The 19,834-nt window shown below is 45.2% G+C and carries 13 protein-coding genes; 9 read left to right on the plus strand and 4 right to left on the minus strand.

Annotated elements, in window-relative coordinates; genetic code table 11:
- The first annotated feature begins 121 nt into the window (after positions 1-121).
- The 4 genes from A3860_RS27435 (at position 122) to A3860_RS27450 (ending at position 6,951) form a co-directional block, all read left to right on the plus strand.
- The gene (locus A3860_RS27435) at positions 122-1,138 is read left to right on the plus strand and encodes a multicopper oxidase domain-containing protein (protein ID WP_081152520.1); all 1,017 of its coding nucleotides are present in this window, start codon (positions 122-124) and stop codon (positions 1,136-1,138) included.
- 14 nt (positions 1,139-1,152) lie between these two features.
- Positions 1,153-1,644, plus strand: coding sequence for a DUF6436 domain-containing protein (locus tag A3860_RS27440; protein ID WP_143774287.1), 492 nt, complete (start codon positions 1,153-1,155; stop codon positions 1,642-1,644).
- Between the two features lie 30 nt (positions 1,645-1,674).
- Positions 1,675-3,939, plus strand: coding sequence for a nitric-oxide reductase large subunit (locus A3860_RS27445; protein ID WP_081152526.1), 2,265 nt, complete (start codon positions 1,675-1,677; stop codon positions 3,937-3,939).
- Positions 3,940-4,248: 309 nt separating this feature from the next.
- Positions 4,249-6,951: a T9SS type B sorting domain-containing protein gene (locus A3860_RS27450; RefSeq protein ID WP_081152528.1), complete on the plus strand. Its 2,703-nt coding sequence runs from the start codon at positions 4,249-4,251 to the stop codon at positions 6,949-6,951.
- 59 nt (positions 6,952-7,010) lie between these two features.
- Here the strand turns inward: A3860_RS27450 and A3860_RS27455 are convergent, their stop codons facing one another.
- A complete protein-coding gene (locus tag A3860_RS27455) occupies positions 7,011-7,802 on the minus strand; it encodes an MBL fold metallo-hydrolase (RefSeq protein ID WP_081152531.1) in 792 nt (263 codons plus the stop codon).
- An 11-nt stretch (positions 7,803-7,813) separates the two neighbouring features.
- On the minus strand, positions 7,814-8,254 hold the full coding sequence (locus tag A3860_RS27460; protein WP_081152534.1) for a carboxymuconolactone decarboxylase family protein: 441 nt from the start codon (positions 8,252-8,254) through the stop codon (positions 7,814-7,816).
- 82 nt (positions 8,255-8,336) lie between these two features.
- On the opposite strand from A3860_RS27460, the gene A3860_RS27465 reads away from it, so the two are divergent.
- Positions 8,337-9,806 carry an aminotransferase-like domain-containing protein gene (locus A3860_RS27465; protein WP_081152537.1) on the plus strand — a complete coding sequence of 490 codons (1,470 nt, stop codon included), beginning with the start codon at positions 8,337-8,339 and terminating at the stop codon, positions 9,804-9,806.
- 840 nt (positions 9,807-10,646) lie between these two features.
- Positions 10,647-11,261 (plus strand): fibronectin type III domain-containing protein, encoded by a 615-nt coding sequence (locus A3860_RS27470; protein WP_081152540.1) that lies wholly within the window; start codon positions 10,647-10,649, stop codon positions 11,259-11,261.
- A gap of 180 nt (positions 11,262-11,441) precedes the next feature.
- Here A3860_RS27470 and A3860_RS27475 read toward each other — a convergent pair whose 3' ends face one another.
- On the minus strand, positions 11,442-11,852 hold the full coding sequence (locus A3860_RS27475) for a hypothetical protein (protein WP_081152543.1): 411 nt from the start codon (positions 11,850-11,852) through the stop codon (positions 11,442-11,444).
- A gap of 223 nt (positions 11,853-12,075) precedes the next feature.
- On the opposite strand from A3860_RS27475, the gene A3860_RS27480 reads away from it, so the two are divergent.
- The gene (locus A3860_RS27480) at positions 12,076-12,846 is read left to right on the plus strand and encodes a cupin domain-containing protein (protein ID WP_081152546.1); all 771 of its coding nucleotides are present in this window, start codon (positions 12,076-12,078) and stop codon (positions 12,844-12,846) included.
- 67 nt (positions 12,847-12,913) lie between these two features.
- On the opposite strand, the gene A3860_RS27485 is transcribed toward A3860_RS27480, so the two are convergent.
- On the minus strand, positions 12,914-15,835 hold the full coding sequence (locus A3860_RS27485) for a gliding motility-associated C-terminal domain-containing protein (RefSeq protein ID WP_081152549.1): 2,922 nt from the start codon (positions 15,833-15,835) through the stop codon (positions 12,914-12,916).
- Between the two features lie 368 nt (positions 15,836-16,203).
- Here A3860_RS27485 and A3860_RS27490 point away from each other — a divergent pair, with 368 nt between their 5' ends.
- Both A3860_RS27490 and A3860_RS27495 read left to right on the plus strand, forming a co-directional pair.
- A complete protein-coding gene (locus A3860_RS27490) occupies positions 16,204-16,473 on the plus strand; it encodes a hypothetical protein (protein ID WP_081152552.1) in 270 nt (89 codons plus the stop codon).
- A 109-nt stretch (positions 16,474-16,582) separates the two neighbouring features.
- Complete coding sequence (locus A3860_RS27495) at positions 16,583-19,828, plus strand: TonB-dependent receptor (RefSeq protein ID WP_158085376.1); 3,246 nt, start codon at positions 16,583-16,585, stop codon at positions 19,826-19,828.
- The last annotated feature ends 6 nt before the right edge of the window (positions 19,829-19,834 follow it).

The following is a 19,834-nucleotide window of genomic DNA, read 5'->3' on the forward strand; positions in this document are numbered from 1 at the left end:
AGTTTTCACAATGATACAAATCATACAGGCGATGAAGATTCCGTTTATACCTTTGCGTGCAAACGGAAAAACGGAAGGAGTTAAGTATGGTCGAAATCATGTTTAAAATAAATGTTATCATATGAAACCTGCTTTAACTTTGGCCCTGGTATTTGTAACAGTGATTGTATTCAGTGGTTGTTTTTCAGGCGCCACTGACAAGGTCAAAATGACCTATGGCGCGCCTAAAGCGTATGTCACCAACGAGGCCATCCCGGCTACCACCACAGACGGCCCCATTGCCTATGCACCCAACATTCCTCCGCTTGTTGATAATGACACGGTAGCTATACGGGTGGATATCCAACACAAAAAAATAACCGTGGCAAACGGCGTTTGCTTTTGGGCCTGGACGTTTGGGGATTCCATTCCCGGCCCCGTATTGAGAGTGCGGGTAGGGCAAACAGTAAAATTCAGCATGGTCAACCGGTCGAACCTTACAGCTGAAGTATCGCCGCCTATGCCCCACTCTATCGACTTTCATGCGGCCATGGTTAACCCGCACGACAAATACCGGAGCATTAACCCCGGCGAAACCCTGCACTTTCAATGGACAGCCAATTATGCGGGTGTTTTTATGTATCACTGTGGCACACCCGTTATTTTACAACACATGATCAGCGGCATGACCGGCATGATCATAGTTGAACCGCAGGATGGTTTTCCCGGAAAGGTTGATAAAGAATTCGCCATTGTGCAAAATGAATTCTATCTGAAACCAAAAGGCGATAGCCTGTATGAAACGGATGTAGCCAGTGCCAGGAACCGGCAGCCGCTGTATGTAACTTTTAACGGAAAAAGCAAACAGTATGTGCAGCAACCACTGCAGGTAAAAGCCGGTGACCGGGTACGGTTATATGTTCTTAATACCGGCGCCAACCTTACTTCCAGCTTTCATGTGGTGGGAACCATATTCGATAAAGTATGGATCGATGGCAATCCTGATAATGAGTTCCGGGGCATGCAAACCGTTTTATTGGGAAGCAGCAACGGCGCCATCGTTGAATTTGTTGTTCCGGAAAAAGGCACCTACGTTTTTGTGGACCATTCTTTCGCAAGTGTTGAACAGGGTGCTGTTGGTTTAATTGAAGCAAAATAAATAAAGCAATGAAAATGATGAAGGCGTTATTTATCATAGCGGCTATAGCCGGCGCATGCCTGTCATTTCAGGCGCCGCCACTAAAAAAGGCGACTGTGTATCTGTTTCTTCAATCACAATGCCCCTGTATTTACAATCATAAAGAAACCTTTGGTTCGCTTATAAAAACTTATCAAAGCAAAGTGAGCTTTACCGCAGTGTTTACCGGCCGCAAAGAAACAGATAAAGACATGCAGCAATTGATCAGCGACCTCGGGTGGCGCCTCCCCTACAAAAAAGATAAAGATCATACGCTTCTCAGGCAATTGAAACCCAGGGTAAGCACAGACTGTGTGCTGGTTGATGCAAAAGGTAAAGTGCTGTATGTGGGCGCCATCGACGATGGCCCATTGAATATGGGCGCTGTAAAAAATTTCTACCTGAAAGATGCGCTGGAAGCTTATGTGAACGACCGGCCGGTAAGGGTTTCCAGCGCAAAGGGAATAGGCTGCACGCTTAGTGACTGATGAAATAAAACCACTATAAAGAATAAAACCATGAAAAGTACCAGCAAATTATGGATCGCGTTCTCTCTTGTAATTGTAGTTTCTTTCGCTGTATTGCTATATTATGGCATTGACCTTTATCATAAGGCGCCACCCGTTCCTGCACAGGTAAAAACAACAGATGGCAGGGTGTTGTTTACCGGCCAGGATATCAAAGATGGGCAAAATGTATGGCAATCCATCGGTGGACAGGAAATTGGAACCGTATGGGGACATGGCTCGTATGTGGCGCCCGACTGGACGGCTGACTGGCTGCACAGGGAATCCTCCTTTATGCTTGATAAATTATCACAACAACAATTCGGTTCACCATACGATAAAATTTTACCCGATCAGCAAGTGCAATTGCAGAAGCAACTGCAAACAGCCATCAGAAAAAATACGTATGATGAAACTTCAGGCGATATCACGATTTCACCTTTAAGAGCAACCGCCATTGAAGCAGTGAGCAGGCATTATACCGGCTTATTTACAAACGACCCTGCATTGGCCTCATTAAGAAACGCCTATGCCATTCCGGAGAATACGGTCAAAGATGCAGCGAGAATGCAACAACTGAATGCATTCTACTTTTGGGCTGCGTGGGCATGCGTCACCAACCGGCCAGGTTCAAACGTAACGTATACACAAAACTGGCCGCCCGATGAGATCATCGGCAACAAACCTACCAATAGTTTGATCCTGTGGACAGGCTTTAGTGTAATTGTGTTGCTGGCAGGCATTGGCATCCTGGTATTTTATCATGCAACCAGCAGGGAGGAACCGGCTGACCCATCGCAATTGCCCCAAAAAGATCCGTTACTAAGTATTACGGCTACCCCTTCCATGAAGGCAACCCTTAAATATTTCTGGATCGTTACCATCCTCATTGTTGTGCAGATAATTATGGGAATAGTGACCGCGCACTATGGTGTGGAAGGAAACGGTTTCTATGGATTGTCGATTGCCAACCTGTTGCCTTACACCGTATCGCGCACCTGGCATGTGCAATTGGGTATTTTCTGGATCGCTACTTCCTGGCTTGCCACCGGCCTGTACATGGCCCCGGCCGTTTCGGGCCATGAACCCAAATATCAAAAGCTGGGTGTGAATTTCCTTTTTATTGCATTGTTGATCATTGTAGGCGGTTCCATTGCCGGCGAATGGCTGGGCATTATGCAAAAATTAGGATTGATCGGAAACTTCTGGTTCGGGCACCAGGGCTATGAATACGTAGACCTTGGAAGATTTTGGCAGATCTTTCTTTTCATAGGCTTATGGCTTTGGCTGTTGCTGATGTACCGGGCGCTTGCCCCTGCATTACGCAAAAGAACAGTTGACAGAAACCTGCTGATCCTGTTCCTGATCGCCTCTACAGCCATTGCCCTGTTCTATGGTGCAGGCCTTATGTGGGGCCGGCAAACCAATCTGGCGTTGGCAGAATACTGGCGCTGGTGGGTAGTGCATTTATGGGTAGAAGGATTTTTTGAAGTTTTCGCTACCGTCGTTTCTGCATTCCTGTTTGTACGCATGGGATTATTGCAGGTACGTTCAGCCACCTTAAACGTTATCTTTTCAACGATCATATTTTTAGCAGGCGGTATTTTAGGAACGTTCCATCACTTATATTTTTCCGGCACGCCTACTGCCGTGCTGGCATTGGGCGCCACCTTTAGTGCATTGGAAGTTGTGCCGCTTGTGCTTATTGGTTTCGAAGCTTATCATAATTACAAGCTTAGCAAATCTGCAGAATGGGTAAAGGCCTACAAGTGGCCCATCTATTGTTTTATTTCCGTTGCATTCTGGAATTTTCTGGGTGCAGGCATCTTCGGATTTGTTATCAATCCACCCATTGCATTGTACTATATGCAGGGATTGAACACTACCCCCGTGCATGGACATGCGGCTTTGTTTGGGGTATACGGTATGCTGGGTATAGGATTGATGTTATTTGTGTTGAAAGGATTGTACAGCCGCTATGTTTGGAAAGACCGGTTGATCGGGTTTGCCTTCTGGAGTATCAACATTGGTTTGCTGTTGATGGTGACATTGAGTTTGCTGCCTGTTGGGGTGCTGCAAACCATGGCAAGCGTTGATCATGGAATGTGGTATGCACGGTCAGCAGAATTTATGCAACAACCTTTATTACAATTTTTCCGTTGGTTACGGGTGATCGGCGATACCGTCTTCGCTTTAGGCGCCATTGCCCTCGCCGTATTTGTTATTGGGCTAAGAACCGGTTTATCAGTAGATAAATCAAGGATAGATATTTCTTAAAACTTCCCTTCAGGAAAAGTTTACCGCACAGGGGCAGCTGTGCGGTTTTTTTATGGTTGATCCTCAATAGATTAAACGGTAATAGTAATTTTCCTATTTGAAAAAGCAACCATGTGTACTGGTTACCAGTGCGTCAATCAGGATCTTCCGGGAACATTTTGCCAAAAAATAGTGTACGCACTTATCCCGCAAAACTGCACGCCTATTCCCAAAACTGCACGCTTATAAACTTGTAGTGCATAAATTAAGAGTTTTCCTCAAACTTGATTATTTTGTGGTTCCGAAAACCTCTATAACCCCTAAAGACGTATGGCCAGATCCGCTACCGGAATTTTGCTTATTCTATTATGCTTTCTATGTAAAGGCTATGGCCAATCAACCTGTCCACCAAACCTCGATTTTGAAGCCGGCACTTTCGACCATTGGGATTGTTTTATAGGCACTGTAGATACTTTCAACGGAAAAAACAGAATGCTCCTCAATCCATCGTTACCAATAAATAACCGGCATACGATCATAGACGCAACAACTAATCCGGGCAACGATCCATATGGTAAATTCCCAAAGGTTTGTCCTTATGGCGGCAGATATTCTGTGCGGCTGGGAAACGACCAGATAGGCGCCGAAGCTGAATCCATCTCCTATACGATGGTGGTGCCAAACACCGTTGATACTTTTACGTTCACTTATTTTTATGCCGTTGTACTCGAAGACCCCGGGCATAGCCTGCCCGAGCAACCACGTTTTTATGTAACCGCTTATGATGTAATAACCGGCGATCTCATTAACTGTGCTTCTTACGATTATGTATCAACTGCCGGCCTTCCCGGCTTCACCCCTTCCCCGTCAAATTCAGGGGTTATCTATAAACCCTGGACGCCAACATCATTGCAATTTGCCGGTTTGGGCGGTCACACGGTCCGCCTTGAATTCCGTACAGCCGACTGTACCCGTAGCGGCCACTTTGGTTATGCGTATATGGATGTAGCCAGCGCCTGTTCAAACATCCTGGCTACAGCACCGTATTGTATAGAAACAAATTCATTGATCCTTAATGCACCGTATGGCTTTAAAAATTATACCTGGTACAACTCCACTTACACTTCTATAATGGGCAATGCCCAGTCCGTTACATTAAGCCCGCCCCCAACTACAGTGGGTGTTTTTTATGTTGATGTGGAACCTTATCCCGGTTTCGGTTGCCGCGATACGTTACAGGCATATGTGCAGCCATTGCCAGTGCCCGATACCCCCGACACAGCACCGGTGAATCTTTGCCAGTTCTCAAACCCGAACCAGTTAACCGCTTCGGTAGATCCTGGTAATACCCTGCTTTGGTATCCGACGGCTACGGGTGGAACCGGAAATTTTACAGCCCCGTATCCATCAACCACTACAGCGGGGCTCTCTAAATATTATGTATCCCAAAAAGCCCTGTTTGGTTGTGAAGGATTCAGAAGAGAAGTTTTAGTGAATATATATCCATCACCCGTTACCTCCTTTAACATCAATAACATAAAGCAGTGTCAGGACGGCAACAATTTTGTATTTACAAGTACATCCACCAATTTGCAGAATCCCAGTTATGTTTGGGATTTCGGCAATGGAAAAACCGATACAACACTTAACATTACTACTACAACCAGTTATTCAACATCCGGTTATATAAACGTAAAGCTGAAAACGACCAATGAAGGTACCTGTACCACTGAACAAACACAGCAGGTAACGATAGTGCCAAGACCTGTTGCCGCATTTACTTTCCCCGGGCCGATCTGTGAAAATCAAACATCATTTACATTAACCGACCAATCAATTGTACCGGCAAACATAAGTACCATCAACAACTGGTGGTGGAATATCAATGGAAGTATAGTAACCGGGAAAACGCCACCGGCGGTTACTGCCCCACCGGGACCATTTCCCGTGAAACTGGTAGTGACCACCCCCGAAGGTTGCCACTCAGACACCACGTTGAACACGTTAAACATTCACTACAGACCCATTGCAGAATTCAGGGTGGGTGATCTGATGTGTACAAATGAAACGATCAGTTTTACCGATTCAACAAAGATGCCGCCCAATGGAAGTGCGGAAATAATAAACAAATGGTACTGGACATTTGACAATACCATCACTACCAATACGCAAAATGTGAATACCTGGTTTACGCCCGGTGTACACAAGGCAAAGTTGGTGGCAGAAACCAGTATTGGCTGTAAAAGCCTTCCGGTTGAACATAGCTTTGATATCTGGCCCAAGCCCAATGTAACACTGGATATCAGCGATTCCTGTGTTGATGTTCCGGTTACCTACACTGCTACCGACCACGATGGAAATGTGGTGAAGTATAACTGGTATTTTCTCAATGGCAAAAAAGAAAGTACGGCTTACATTCTCACCAGGTATTATAAGAATGAAGAGAACTTTCCTTTCACCCTTATCACGCTTACTGATAAAGGTTGTAAAGACACCATTTACCGCCCGTTCAGGATCTATGATAATAAATCATGGATAGGAAACGATACCCTGGTGGCATTTAATGAACCGGTTTACCTGAGCGCACACGGCGCACCCGGCATGCAATACACCTGGACGCCGGCTGTTGGCCTTGATAGCCCATATGTTGAAAAGCCCATTGCAACCTGGGACAGGGACCAACTTTACCAGTTGTATACCGTTACTGATAAAGGATGTAAAAAGACCTCACATGTAAAGATCAACCGGTTTGCCGGTCCCGACCTGTACGTTCCAAACGCATTCACGCCCAATAATGATGGCCATAACGACCAGCTTAGGGTGAAGCCAATAGGCATTAAATCATTTGATTACTTTGCCGTGTACAACCGTTGGGGACAACTGGTGTTTAAAACAACCGATTATAAAATTGGCTGGGATGGAACCTTCAGAGGAGAGCGGTTGGTGCAGGAAACCTTTGTTTACATAGCACAGGCCACCGATTACAAAGGCCGGCCGCTGGTAAGAAAAGGAACCGTGATCCTGCTAAGATAGCAACAGCTTCAAAATAGTTTTTACACAGCCCTTCCGATGCATCGGGAGGGCTTTCTTTATTATAAAAAATATTGCTGCATCGATCGCGCAAAGATTGGCTTCACATTTTCACTAAGGTTCTGGGTTTTTATATATCCATAAAAGGTGTCAAAAGGAATTGAATCAAACCGCTGTTTCACTCGCTGCATTTCCTGCTGTGACAAGGGAATACGATTGGGATAACTACGCATTACAGAAAAATGTTTTTTACTGGGCGAAAGGAACAGGGTATCGCCGCAAAGTATGGTTCCTTCCTTCGATAAAAATGGTACATGCAAAATGCTGCTGCCTTCAAAATGGCCACCGACCAGCAGCAATTTCATACCATCCCATAATTCGTGTTCATCGCCCTGCCATAAATGAATATGCGGCCCTTTCACCATAATATGTTCAGCATCATTTTTATGAATGTAAACAGGACAATCAAAAATTTCGGCCCAGTCGTTCATATTACTGTAATAATGCGGATGCGAAAATGCAATCGCTTTGAGCCCGCCCTTTGATTTAATGAATTCGATAGTTAATTCATCAAGCTGCGGAATGCAATCCCATAGTACATTTCCTTTTTCTGACAAAACCAGTAAGGCTCTTTGTCCAATAGCAAACATTGGGTTGATCTCCATTTCATACAACCGCTCATGCAACTTATTCAGCTTAATGCTGTGCTTTCGATGAAGGTCAGCAGGTTTCGTATAGCTTTGTCCGGTTTCGGGAAAGTACTGGCGTTCATCGCTGCAAATAATACACAATTCCGGTGCTGTGGCTGCAGGGTAATAAGTTCCGCAGGTACTGCAAATGATTTGATCGTTCATTTCTGTATAGATTAAGATCCTGCCACCATGTGCATGGAAATGGCGATCCGGTTCCAGCTATTGGTTACAGTGGTTATAAAAATGAGTTGGGCAATCTCCTGCTCGCTGAAATATTTTCTGGCATTTTGAAAGGTTTCTTCGCGTAAACCGGCTTCGTAGATCCTGGTTATTTCTTCTGCCAGTTTTAAGGCGGCCCGTTCTGCTTCGGTGAAGAAAGGTGTTTCCCACCAGGCGCTGATGGCGAAAACCCGTTGTTCGGTCTCCCCTGCTTTCCGGGCATCCAGCGAATGCAGGTTTACACAATACCCGCAGCCATTGAGCTGCGATGTTCTTAACTTGATGAGCTCAGCCAGCTTCTTATCAATGGTGAAGGTGGAAATTTGTTTTTCCGCAGCATTCATTGCTTTATAAACGCCCGGTTCTGCGGCGTCAATATTCATTCTTTCTTTCATAATATGCGTTTTTTGAGAATTCAAAGCTATAACTTCGTTGGATTACCTGAATAATCCAGTTTCAATAAACCAGCTAATCCAGATGGAACTACTGAAAGAACTGATAACCATAGATCCTGCAACCGGCGTAGCGGTGTATATACAGATCAGCAATGCATTTATTCAGCATATCAGGCAGGGACGATTACGAAAGGGACTAAAACTTCAGGGTTCAAGGGAACTGGCGGCCATGCTGGGCATTAACCGCATGACCGCTGTTGCAGCATACCAGGAACTGGAAGCGCAGGGGTGGATTGAAATGCTGCCTAAAAAAGGGACCTTTGTAAAAGCTGATCTTCCCTTGTTCTCGCCCCGGAAATTACCGGGCGATGCCCCTGATTATAGTTTACCCCAGGATACAGGTTTTCTCTATGACAAAAAAAAGATCATTCCCATCCCGGCTGCCGGTATTCCACTTGTGGGTAAACTGGTTATTAATGACGGTTTCCCCGATGTTCGCCTGGCGCCCATTGAAGAACTTACCCGGTGTATGCGCAGTTTTTCCCGGCTTGCTGCCAATAAAAAATATTTACTCTATGGTGGTGCGCAAGGTTCCCTGTTATTGCGGCAAACGCTGGCCGATTTTTTATGCGATACCCGGGGCCTGGCCATTACCGCTGATAACATCCTGATCACAAAAGGTGCGCAAATGGGGATTTTCATTGCAACTTCAGTGATCATTAACCCAAATGATGAAATGATCGTTGGCTTGCCCGGTTACAGTTACGCAAATATTACTTTTCAACAACTGGGCGCTAACCTCAATTATGTTCCGGTTGATGATGCCGGCATTGACACCAACCTCATCGAAAAACTTTGTAAGAAGAAAAAGATACGAATGGTTTACGTGATACCACATCACCACAACCCTACTACCGTTACATTATCGCCCGAAAGGAGAATGCACTTACTGGCCCTGGCGGCAAAATATAAGTTTGCGATCATTGAAGATGATTACGACTACGATTTTCATTACAGCAGCAAACCGGTTATGCCAATGGCCAGCCACGACAGCAAGGGCAACGTGATCTATATTGGAACGCTTACCAAAACCTTTGCGCCGGCAGTAAGGATCGGGTTTATGGTGGCGCCAACTGCCTTTATACAAACAGCTACTTATTATCGCAAAATTGTTGATACCCAGGGCGACAGCCTGATGGAAAACGCCATTGCTGAATTATATAAGGATGGAACCATTGGCCGGCACATCAAGAAATCAGTTAAAATATATAATGAAAGAAGAGACCATCTCTGCCAGTTGCTTCAAAAAGAATTAGGTGCTGCCATTTCATTTAAAGTGCCCGATGGTGGCATGTCGGTTTGGACAAACTTTCTACACCACGATCTGAAAACAATTTCCCAACATGCTTTTACCCGCGGCCTTGTCATAAGAGATGGAACAGCTTATGATATAGGTAAACAAAAGTTCAATGCCGTTCGGCTTGGTTTTGCCTCCCTGAATTTTAAGGAGCAGGTGCAGGCGGTGAAGATCATAAAAGAGGTGATGCGGTAATTCAAATTCCTGAATTCATTAGGGGCATGCCGGTCTTTAGTTTAAACAGGCAGGTAAAATGCTGCTGATACTTAAAAGTTTATCGCGAAAGTGGAGCATTCAGTAATTGATAAGATATCCAGTTTTAGAGAACGGCGTACTATCACTTAATTCCTTATTCCCGGCAAAACGATTCTTTCCATCGGGAATAAAATCAATTCTACCGGCGAAACGACAAGATTCTCCGGGAAACCAACCAATTTCTCCGGGAATAAATCTGATTTTCAGGAGAAACGATATTTTTCTCCGGAGAATTTCAATTATTCCCGGATAAACAATATAATCCTCCGGCGATACATAATTTTTCCAGGAGAAATGATTCAATTCTCAGGAGAATAGCAAACTTTCCCGGAGAAACAGTACATTTCTCCTGGAAACAACCAAACTTCCCTGAGAAACGATATATTTCTCCGGAGAATAACCTGTTTTCCCGGAGAAACGATCCACTTCTCCGGAGAAGCAATATAATCTTCCGGGATGAATTCTGAATTCCCGGAGAATTGACCCACTTTTCCGGAGAATTGATCTCTTTTTCCGCAGAAAAGAAGCTATAACCGTTGCATCTATTGATATTAGTCAAAATTTTGCGCCAATAACCCTAAAATAATCAAAGCAATTCTTAAATCCCGTAAATTTATAACGTAGCTGAGCCTCCCAAACTTCCCGACCAATTTCATCATTCAGCATTCCCATCAGGCGATTTAATTCCCTTCCCAGTCATTATTTACCCTGATCTAAAACAAGTTAAGGGTCCTGACAGTAGCGCACAAACCATATTAATTCATTGCTACTATCATTACCATGAACCGGATCATAACAAAATACAAGAAATACCAGCACGATATTCCAATAACAAGCCGTCGCGTTATTATGCAAATGGAGGAGCATAAGGAGTTGTTCCCTAACCCACCGGAAGCCCTGGAAAAACTAAAAATATTGCTGCCTGAATATGAACAGTCACTGGCTGACGCCAGAGGACGGGATAAACAAATGGTGGCCAATAAAGACAAATTGAAGGCAATTGCCGTAGACCTGTTGCAGGAACTGGCTGATTATGTAACGGTGACCAGTAAAGGTGACCGCACCATGTTGCTGAGCAGTGGGTTTGATGTCAATAGCGAAAACGGCAATAGCAATAAGCAGCCGCCTGTTATTGAAAAACTGCAAATTGATACGAGCAAGCCCGGAGAAGCAACTATCCGCGTTAAAAATGTAACAAATGCAATTGCCTTTGTACATCAGTATACCACCGAGCCACCCGGTCAACATACCATCTGGACTTCAGAATACAGCTCACTCGGCGGCTATACATTCAAGGGACTGAGTTCCGACAAACGATACTGGTTCCGCGTAATTGCCATCGGTTATTATGGACTAAACGGGTATTCGCCTGTTGAATCGCGGGTGATACAGTAAAGACCCCGTTGACGAACTTAGTTAGCAGCTTAGTTAGTAACTAAGTTCAATCCCCATGAGGCGTAAGATCGGGCCATTTTTTTGATCGCGCAAATAAGTATTAAACCAGCTTATCAACTGGGCGTAGTAATCAGTCCTATGCTCAGCCAGGGAATGTTGCCCACTATAAAAATTAATGGCTTATGGTTGGGCACTGGTGTCAATTTTCGATTCCCGGTAATTACTTCTAATTACCTGATATTTCGTATACCTGAATACCCTTGCTTTATCCGGTTTTTCCTGTGAACTATACTCTTTTGGGAAGCCCTTCTTTTTATAAAAATGACCTGTAAATTTAATAATGTCCATACTATAGCCCAGTGTATCGGGCAGGATCAACGATTTATCAGCAGGCTCAATAAAAATACTTTGTTCGGCAAGCGCATCTTCTTCTGTGTCATTATATTTTTGGATATCTTCACTTGTGGCCCAGTTTGCACAGTCACAGGCCCATGCAATGTAGGATAATTCCAGCGTCTGTTCTTTTTCCTCCAGGCTGTTCGAGCATGAGATCAATAAGGTTGTTGTCAGAATTGCAATTGTTGTTTTCACGCTTTTATAGGGTTTAAAGGTTATAAACGAACACTATTTGTATCGCAAACGAACAGTTGAAGTTAAAACATAATTATAATATTCAGTCATAACCTTTATGTCAATCGGGTTTCAAACAATAAAAATAGTATTTACCAACCCGGTAAAAAGTTTAAGGTCTGAATAAAAAATATCCGTAACATTGGTAACAGAGTAACAGCGTCAAATAAACCAATCTTACGATATGAAAATTTTACTCGCCTGCCTGTTTCATATACTTGCGATAAATGCATTTACACAAATGCAACCTGTTTTATCAGGCGTTTATCATTGGAACGAATTACCCCTTACAAAAGGGGATCATCGCGAAAGCCGGAAAATTACGGCCGGCACTACCAATGAATTTGATTATTTCGAGATCCATGCATCAACCCAGGAAAAAGGCGCCTTACCAAGGCCCCCACATGCTCAAAAAGACAGGGAAGAACTTGTTATCATAAAAGAGGGGACTATGAAATGCACTATTGGCAATCAAACAAAAATAGTAGGCCCCGGTAGTGTATTACTGATACCGCCGCTCGAAATGCAGACATTTGAAAACGTTGGTAACAGTGCACTTACTTATTACGTTTTTGTTTTCCGTTCAAAAAAACCAATGGACCTTGAAAGAAATAACAAAGCAGGAGGAATATTGATCCTGAACGTTGACTCGTTAGAATTTAAAAAGACCGAAAAAGGTGGTACGCGCAAATACTTCGATCGCCCCACTGCCATGTGCGAAAACCTTGAAATGCATGTTACCCAACTGTTACATCAGGGCCCCAGTCATGCCCCGCACCAGCATATAGAAACAGAGATCATTTTAGTCATTGAAGGTAATACCACCATGACCATTGATGGAAAAAACTATACCGCCGGCCCCGGCGACCTGTATATTATGGAAAGTGGCAAAATGCACGGCATCAGCAACACAGCCGACAAGCCATGTAGTTATTTTGCTTTTAAGTGGAGATAGGGAATTTGCGAACAAAAAAAGAGCCCTGCCAATCATTTGATTGGCAGGGCCACTGTTTTGAAATATTTTATCTGATCAGCACCACAGTCCCTTTCTTTTCGATCGTTGTGCCTGTTGATGTTTTAATTACAATAGTATATACGTAAACGCCTGTCATGGCCTGCCCGCTGCCCATGGTGCCGTTCCAGCCGGTTTGCACATCCCTGCTTTCAAATACTTTACCGCCGTACCGGTTAAAGATCATCATGCGGAACGATTGCGGTGTATCAGCCGTATTAACCCGGAATAAGTCGTTCTTCCCATCACCATTTGGCGTAAAGGCATCGGGTATATTATATCCGGTATTAGATACCTGGCAGTTTACCGGCTTCAGTTCAATTTGCGCGGAATTGGCACAGCCATTGTTATCGGTGCCGGAAACGGTATAAATTATATCGCTTTTCAACACGGCAACCGGATTGCTCACGGCCGCATCGGATAAATTGGTGGCGGGGCTCCACTGGTATAAAGAAGCGCCGGTTGCATTGAGCGTAACAGCGCCGCCTGCACAAAGTTGTTCAGTTACAGGGCTTACACTAACCTGCGGAAGCGCGTAAACCGTTACGTTATGCGTGGCCTTGCTTTGACAGGTACCGGTAATGGCTGTTAGCGTAACAGCATGATCGCCATCGGTGTTCCAGATCACCAGGTATGGGCCGGCGCCGGAACCGCTTACTGAAGCTGTGGTGCCGAAATCCCAGTTATAGCTGTCGGGGGTTGCCGTCATGCTCAAAGCACTGATCGTTGATGCGGCTCCAATACACGCGGGCGACCAATCGAAAATGGCCGTGGGGTTCTTATTAACGGTTACTGTAACAAGCGTACGGGCGCTTTCGCAACCTGTTGTCTGACTCACATAATAAGTAAAGCTTCCGGCGGTTGCAGTAGCTGGTGTTGGCGCAGTGGCAGCGCCGGTTCCACCCGTTGCGGTGGTATACCAAAGTAAATTAGTGCCTGTGGCTGTTAACGCAACGGCCGCATCGTTCTGGCAATAACTGGGCGATGCAGCTGTTGGCGCAGCGGGTTGAGCGCCCACTGTTACCGCAATGGCAGAACGGGGGCTTTCACAACCTATAGTTTGACTAACATAATAGGTGGTAATTCCTGATGCAGTGGTTGAAGGTGTGGGCGCCATAGCCGTACCGCTGCCACCGGTAGCCGCTGTATACCAAAGGAGGTTTGAACCTGTTGCGGTGAGGGATACAGCAGTGGCATTCTGGCAATAGTTCACAGGCGCTGTTGCAGGCGCAGCAGGCGTTGTATTGATGGTAACAGTGACGGGTGTACGGGCACTTTCGCAGCTCACCGTTTGGGTCACATACCAGGTGGTAGTGCCGGCTGTAGCGGTTGATGGTACCGGAGCTGTTCCAGTGCCTGAGCCGCCGGCAGCCACTGTATACCAAAGCTTGCTGCTGCCTGTAGCCGTTAGTGCCGTAGCAGTAGCAAACTGGCAATAAGTGGGTGAAGTAGCGGTTGGCGCTGCGGGTAAACTTCTTATGGTAACCGGTAGCGGTGTTCGAATACTTTCACAATTACCGGCCAGTGTTTGTGTAACATAAAAATTGGTAACGCCTGCAGTGGCGGTAGAAGGCACCGGGGCGGTTGCACTGCCTGTTCCACCGCTGGCCGCTGTATACCAAAGCAGGTTGGTGCCGGTTGCAGTTAATGCAATAGCGGTAGCATTCTGACAATAACTGACCCCTGCAATGGTTGGTGCTGCAGACACAGGGCCAATAATAGTAGCTTCATAAGCGCCGATATCCTTTGCAGCTCCCTGGGGACGCGCAGTGCCCTCATAATCGGTGGTTACGCCATAAATGTCATATCCCTTGTCAATACACGGGCTGCAGGGTGTTAAGTGAAAATCATTTCCGGCTGCATTAACGAAGAGCGGATCTGCATCCAGATTGCCGCCGCCGGTGAGCGGCGTTACCAGGTCAACATCACAATTATCGAAACTAATAGCAGGCCCCGAAATTACGCTGGTATAAGGCGCTCCTGATTTCCATACAATATCGTTGGTTAAAGCAACATTGCTGACAGCCGAACCTACTGGCAGATTATAAACCACCTGTTCCCCATTATTATAAAGGGTACAGTTTTCTATATCGCTATGCACACCGCCGGTATAGGGATTATCAACCACGCATGCCAGTACCGAACCCGCGGTCAAACTTATGTTATTGATAAAAATACAGTTTTGAATAGTGGGCCCTCCCCAGTCGCCATTCAGCACCAGCGCGGCAACGGCGCCGCCGAAAACAGCCGTATTGTTATTGAACAGGATAGTATTTATACCAAAAAAAGACTGGGCGCTGGTTCCGTCTCCATAGGAACCAAAACCACCGCCATATACGGCGAAGTTGTTAGTGATGATATCATTTTTCAGATCTGCCCGGCTATTATCGCCTGCAAGGGCCAGTTCGAGCACGCCCCCGCCGCAATTATCGGCTTGTGGTGTGGTGCTGCCGGGATAGCCTGCATTGGCATTGCCATCGCGAATGGTAAACCCATCGAAATCCCTGCCGCCCTGAAATCCCTGTAAAGTAACTACATGGTACGAATTGTCGCTGGCATCACCCGTTACGCCAATATCGCCGCTAAGGATGGTAATATATGTTTTGGGATCCCGCTGGGTGCGTGCAGTTTCTGTACCATTAAATCCACCATAAAGACTATACCCGAATGTACACAGAAAGGTTGCAGACCTGTTGGTGGTAGTAGTTGGTTTGTAGGTGCCCTGCGCCACCCATATTTCGTCACCATAATGCCCCGGAAACGCCGACGCCGCAATGGCTGCATTGAGATCATTATAAGCTGTTGCCCAACTGGTGCCTGCACCGGGCGTAGGATTGTTAGCATTAACGTAGCGAATGACTGCAAAACAGGAACTGGCTGGTAACAGGAATAAAAGAAGGTACAATACCGGCGGGGTACGAAATGCAAACATAGAATTCGGTTGGGTAAAAATTTTTCAAATAGATTATTGATCAGTTCTTAAGTACTTATATAATGCCCTTTAACGCAGCAATATATGTAACCGATACGTTTAATACCTGTTTTTTTTAGATATGATGGTAACTGGGTAATAAGGCAAGCATGCTTCAATAAAAAGCAAACGAAATCATTGCCGGTTAACAAGTCATTAACAAGGCAGTAATACTACGGTAACACTGTGTGGGCACTTTTGCCGCGTGAATTGAGCAGGACAAACCTTCCGATTTTCAGCAACCCTAAAGGCTGATTCATAAGTAACGACGCCAGGCATTAGCAAAGTGCTTTCCTGTGCGCCTATCCTATCATTAATAACTTATGGATATGGCTAATATTTCCCAATCCAAACACAGGTTTTTTTCACAGACCCTGGACGATACTATTAAAAAACTGGAAGTTCCCGGTTTGCAGGAGCTATCGTCCGCAACAATTGTCAGAGAACTTAAAAAAGAGTTGTTTTTGCTCGAAAACATATTCGCAGAATATGATTCCAAGACAAAGCAGCTTAAACACCTGATCAGTCAATATCAGAAAATACAGCACGACGCCCGTATTAGACTTCGCATCTGCCAACAAATTTGTTCGAAACAGTAACCTTATTCACCTCATTCAACACTGGTAAATAAATCGTCATTATATGAATCTCGCAAAGTTACTCTCACGACTACTTTTGCTAATCTGCCTATGTAATCTGTTCCCTGACTTGCACGCACAGGAAACAACAGCTACCCTCAATGGTGTAGTGCTGGATGGAAAAGGAGTTGCTGTAGCAGGCGCTTCTGTTATTGTAAAACATGAGCCAACCGGCTATACTACCGGAACCGAAACTAATAACAAGGGTCTTTTTGTATTACCTAACCTGAAACCTGGTGGCCCCTATACGGTTAAAATTTCCTATACGGGTTATAAAGAAATTACATTGGAGAACGTAAACCTTTCCCTGGGCAACAACCCTTCAGGTAATATTACCCTTGAATCAAAAGAGCTCACCGAAGTAGTGGTTACCAGTTCAGGCCGCAGAGCACTTCCTTCCGGTTTATCGGTAGGCAGGGCGCAATTAACAACCATGCCAACCTTAGGCAGAAGTTTGTCTGATTTTACCCGGCTTACTCCGCAATCAAATAACAACTCATTTGCCGGAACCAATTTCCGCTACAACAACCTTACTGTTGACGGCGCTATTAATAATGATGCCATCGGGTTCAGTAATTCATTTGGCGGGGTTAGCGGTGGCGGCCAGTCGGGCGCTGCCGGTGCAGGCACCCGCACCAACCCTTACAGCCTTGATGTTATTCAGGAAGTACAGGTGCAGCTGGCTCCTTACGATGTAAAGCTGGGTAACTTTACCGGCGGTAGCGTGAATGCCGTTACCAAAAGCGGTACCAACAACTTTCATGGTTCCGTATATGGCTATGGCCGCAACCAGGCCCTGATGGGTAAAAGTGTTGACGGACAAAAATCAAAAATCGGTTCTGATTTCTACGACTATCAGTATGGCGCCACCATTGGCGGTCCTATTATTAAGAACAAATTGTTCTTCATTGCCAACTTCGAGCAAACACGCCGCCAGGAGCCTACATTCTATAATGCCGGCGATCCGGGTTCAGCGGTTACTATTGCCGATGCAACTGCCATTGCAAACCAGCTGAAAACAAAATATAATTATGACCCCGGTGCTTACCTCGGCGCCTATAAAATATTTACAAAGAGTGATAAGTTTTTTGGCCGCATTGATTATAACATCGACGCCAATAATACCCTTACTATTCGTGGCATTTATACCAAAGGTTGGGGCAACAACCTGGAACGTACCAGCACCAACTTTCAGTTTGGGTCAACCGACTTTACCCAATACACCCAAAACTATAACCTGACCGCTGAATTAAAAAGCAAGCTCAGTAAGAACGTAAGCAACCAGTTTAACGTTAGTTACATTAATGTACATGAGTACAGGAATTTTCCCGGCACTATATCTCCTCTAATGGATATTGGCGGTGGCGCTGTATGGGCGGGGACCTGGCGCGAAGCTTCTATCTATAACATGAAGCAACAAACTTTTGAACTCAGCGATAACGTTACCTATACCAAAGGCATCAATAAATTCACCTTTGGCACGCACAACGAATTTTATAACCTCACCTACGGTTTTGTAAACTCATGGAACGGCCGCTGGGAATATGCAAACCTGGGTACCTTTTTGGCCGATCAGCCCAGCCGTATTCGTGGCGCCTATACTATAGACCCTACCCAAAACACCAGGGATGGACTGTACAACAATCCACCTAATCCTTACAAAGTGGCTTTGTTAAGCGCTTATGCACAGGATGAAGTTACGGTAAGCCGCAACTTCAGGATCACGCCCGGTTTACGTGTAGATTATCCTAAATTAAATAAGGATATTCCGGTAGATGCCGATTTTGCCAAAGCCAGCAGCAATACACTGAATGTTACTTATAGTGCTACTCCTTATGGCGAGTTCACCAACAAATGGCTGGGAACAGCTACCCTGTCGCCCCGCATAGGATTTAACTGGGATGTAACCCGTAATCAAAAACTGATCATTCGTGGTGGCGCAGGTGTATTTGTAGGCAGAATGCCTTTTGCCTGGTTAGGCTATGCTGAAACACTGTCGGGCAGTGTATACAATAATATCGACTTCAAACCTAATACCGGCAATACGGTTAACAAGAACATCACTATTCCTTTAGCTATTGACCCGCAGACCTTAAAAGACACGATCAATGCACACGCACTGGCCAGCGCCAATGCTGCCAATACCCGTGAGGTTGACGTAATTGATAATCACTTTAAATTGCCCCGCGTAATTCGTACCAACATTGCTGCTGATTACAAATTCGGGCAGGGTTACAAACTGACAGTAGATGTCCTGTACACCAAAACCCTGTACGATGTGCAGTTTAAACAGATCAACATTAAAGACCAGGTTGAATACTATAACCAGGGCCCCACTGAATCGCCTGTATATACTGGTGGTAAACTGAACACGCAATATTCAAACGTGTATTTATTGACCAATACAAAAGAAGGTTACCGGTATAACCTCACTGCACAGTTAAGCAAAACCTATCTTCCTATTGCCCTGGGCAAAGGTTCTTTAAATGTGAACTGGAGCGCCGCTTATACCTATGGTGTTAGTAAAGACCTTAGCAATGGTATCCGCAACTCATTCCAGTCGAATTTTGAAGTAAACCCGGCTATCGTTGCCAATAACCCGAAACTGGCTTATTCCAACTTCGACCTGCGCCATCGCATTGTGGCCACAGTAGGTACAAGCTGGAACTGGGATGCAGTAAATACTACTTCATTGAACTTCTTCTATTCAGGCCAGTCGGGCAGTCCATATTCTGTAGTATATAACTCAGGTGGCAATCCTTTTGGTAATGCCGCCAATGCCAACCTGCCGTATATACCCAAAGATCAAAACGATATTCGTTTGGTCGACAAAGGATCTTACACTGCTGCCCAGCAATGGCAAGACCTGAACAACCTGATCGAAAATGATAAATACCTCAAAACAAGAAGAGGTCAGTATGCAGAGCGTAATGGCTTACGTACCCCCTGGAACCATGAGCTTGACATGAAGCTGATGCACACCTTTAACCTGAGCAGCACAAACAAACAGCACACCCTGCAGTTGAGCCTCGATGTATTCAATGTACTGAACCTGATAAATAACGACTGGGGGCATATTACCTTCGTTACCAATGTAAACAACTATACAGTTAACATGCTGAACTTTGTTGCTTACCAAAATGATGCAAATGGTAACCCGGTTGCAGGAACTGCGGTACCTGTTGCTAAACCCTCAACTGGTTATATTCCCACATTTACCTTTAACAAACCAACCGGTTTAGGCGGTCACTATTACACTGTTGACCCCATCAATTCCCGTTGGCAGGGCCAGGTGGGTCTTAAATATAGTTTTTGATCTGAC

The sequence above is a fragment of the Niastella vici genome (assembly GCF_002077945.1).
GTDB lineage: Bacteria > Bacteroidota > Bacteroidia > Chitinophagales > Chitinophagaceae > Niastella > Niastella vici.

Excerpts from the sequence above, each read along its gene's own strand:
- A3860_RS27470 (WP_081152540.1), top strand. The coding sequence starts at position 10,647 with ATGAACCGGATCATAACAAAATACAAGAAATACCAGCACGATATTCCA.
- A3860_RS27465 (WP_081152537.1), top strand. The coding sequence starts at position 8,337 with ATGGAACTACTGAAAGAACTGATAACCATAGATCCTGCAACCGGCGTA.
- A3860_RS27460 (WP_081152534.1), bottom strand. The coding sequence starts at position 8,254 with ATGAAAGAAAGAATGAATATTGACGCCGCAGAACCGGGCGTTTATAAA.
- A3860_RS27435 (WP_081152520.1), top strand. The coding sequence starts at position 122 with ATGAAACCTGCTTTAACTTTGGCCCTGGTATTTGTAACAGTGATTGTA.
- A3860_RS27480 (WP_081152546.1), top strand. The coding sequence starts at position 12,076 with ATGAAAATTTTACTCGCCTGCCTGTTTCATATACTTGCGATAAATGCA.
- A3860_RS27455 (WP_081152531.1), bottom strand. The coding sequence starts at position 7,802 with ATGAACGATCAAATCATTTGCAGTACCTGCGGAACTTATTACCCTGCA.
- A3860_RS27450 (WP_081152528.1), top strand. The coding sequence starts at position 4,249 with ATGGCCAGATCCGCTACCGGAATTTTGCTTATTCTATTATGCTTTCTA.
- A3860_RS27440 (WP_143774287.1), top strand. The coding sequence starts at position 1,153 with ATGATGAAGGCGTTATTTATCATAGCGGCTATAGCCGGCGCATGCCTG.
- A3860_RS27445 (WP_081152526.1), top strand. The coding sequence starts at position 1,675 with ATGAAAAGTACCAGCAAATTATGGATCGCGTTCTCTCTTGTAATTGTA.
- A3860_RS27485 (WP_081152549.1), bottom strand. The coding sequence starts at position 15,835 with ATGTTTGCATTTCGTACCCCGCCGGTATTGTACCTTCTTTTATTCCTG.
- A3860_RS27490 (WP_081152552.1), top strand. The coding sequence starts at position 16,204 with ATGGCTAATATTTCCCAATCCAAACACAGGTTTTTTTCACAGACCCTG.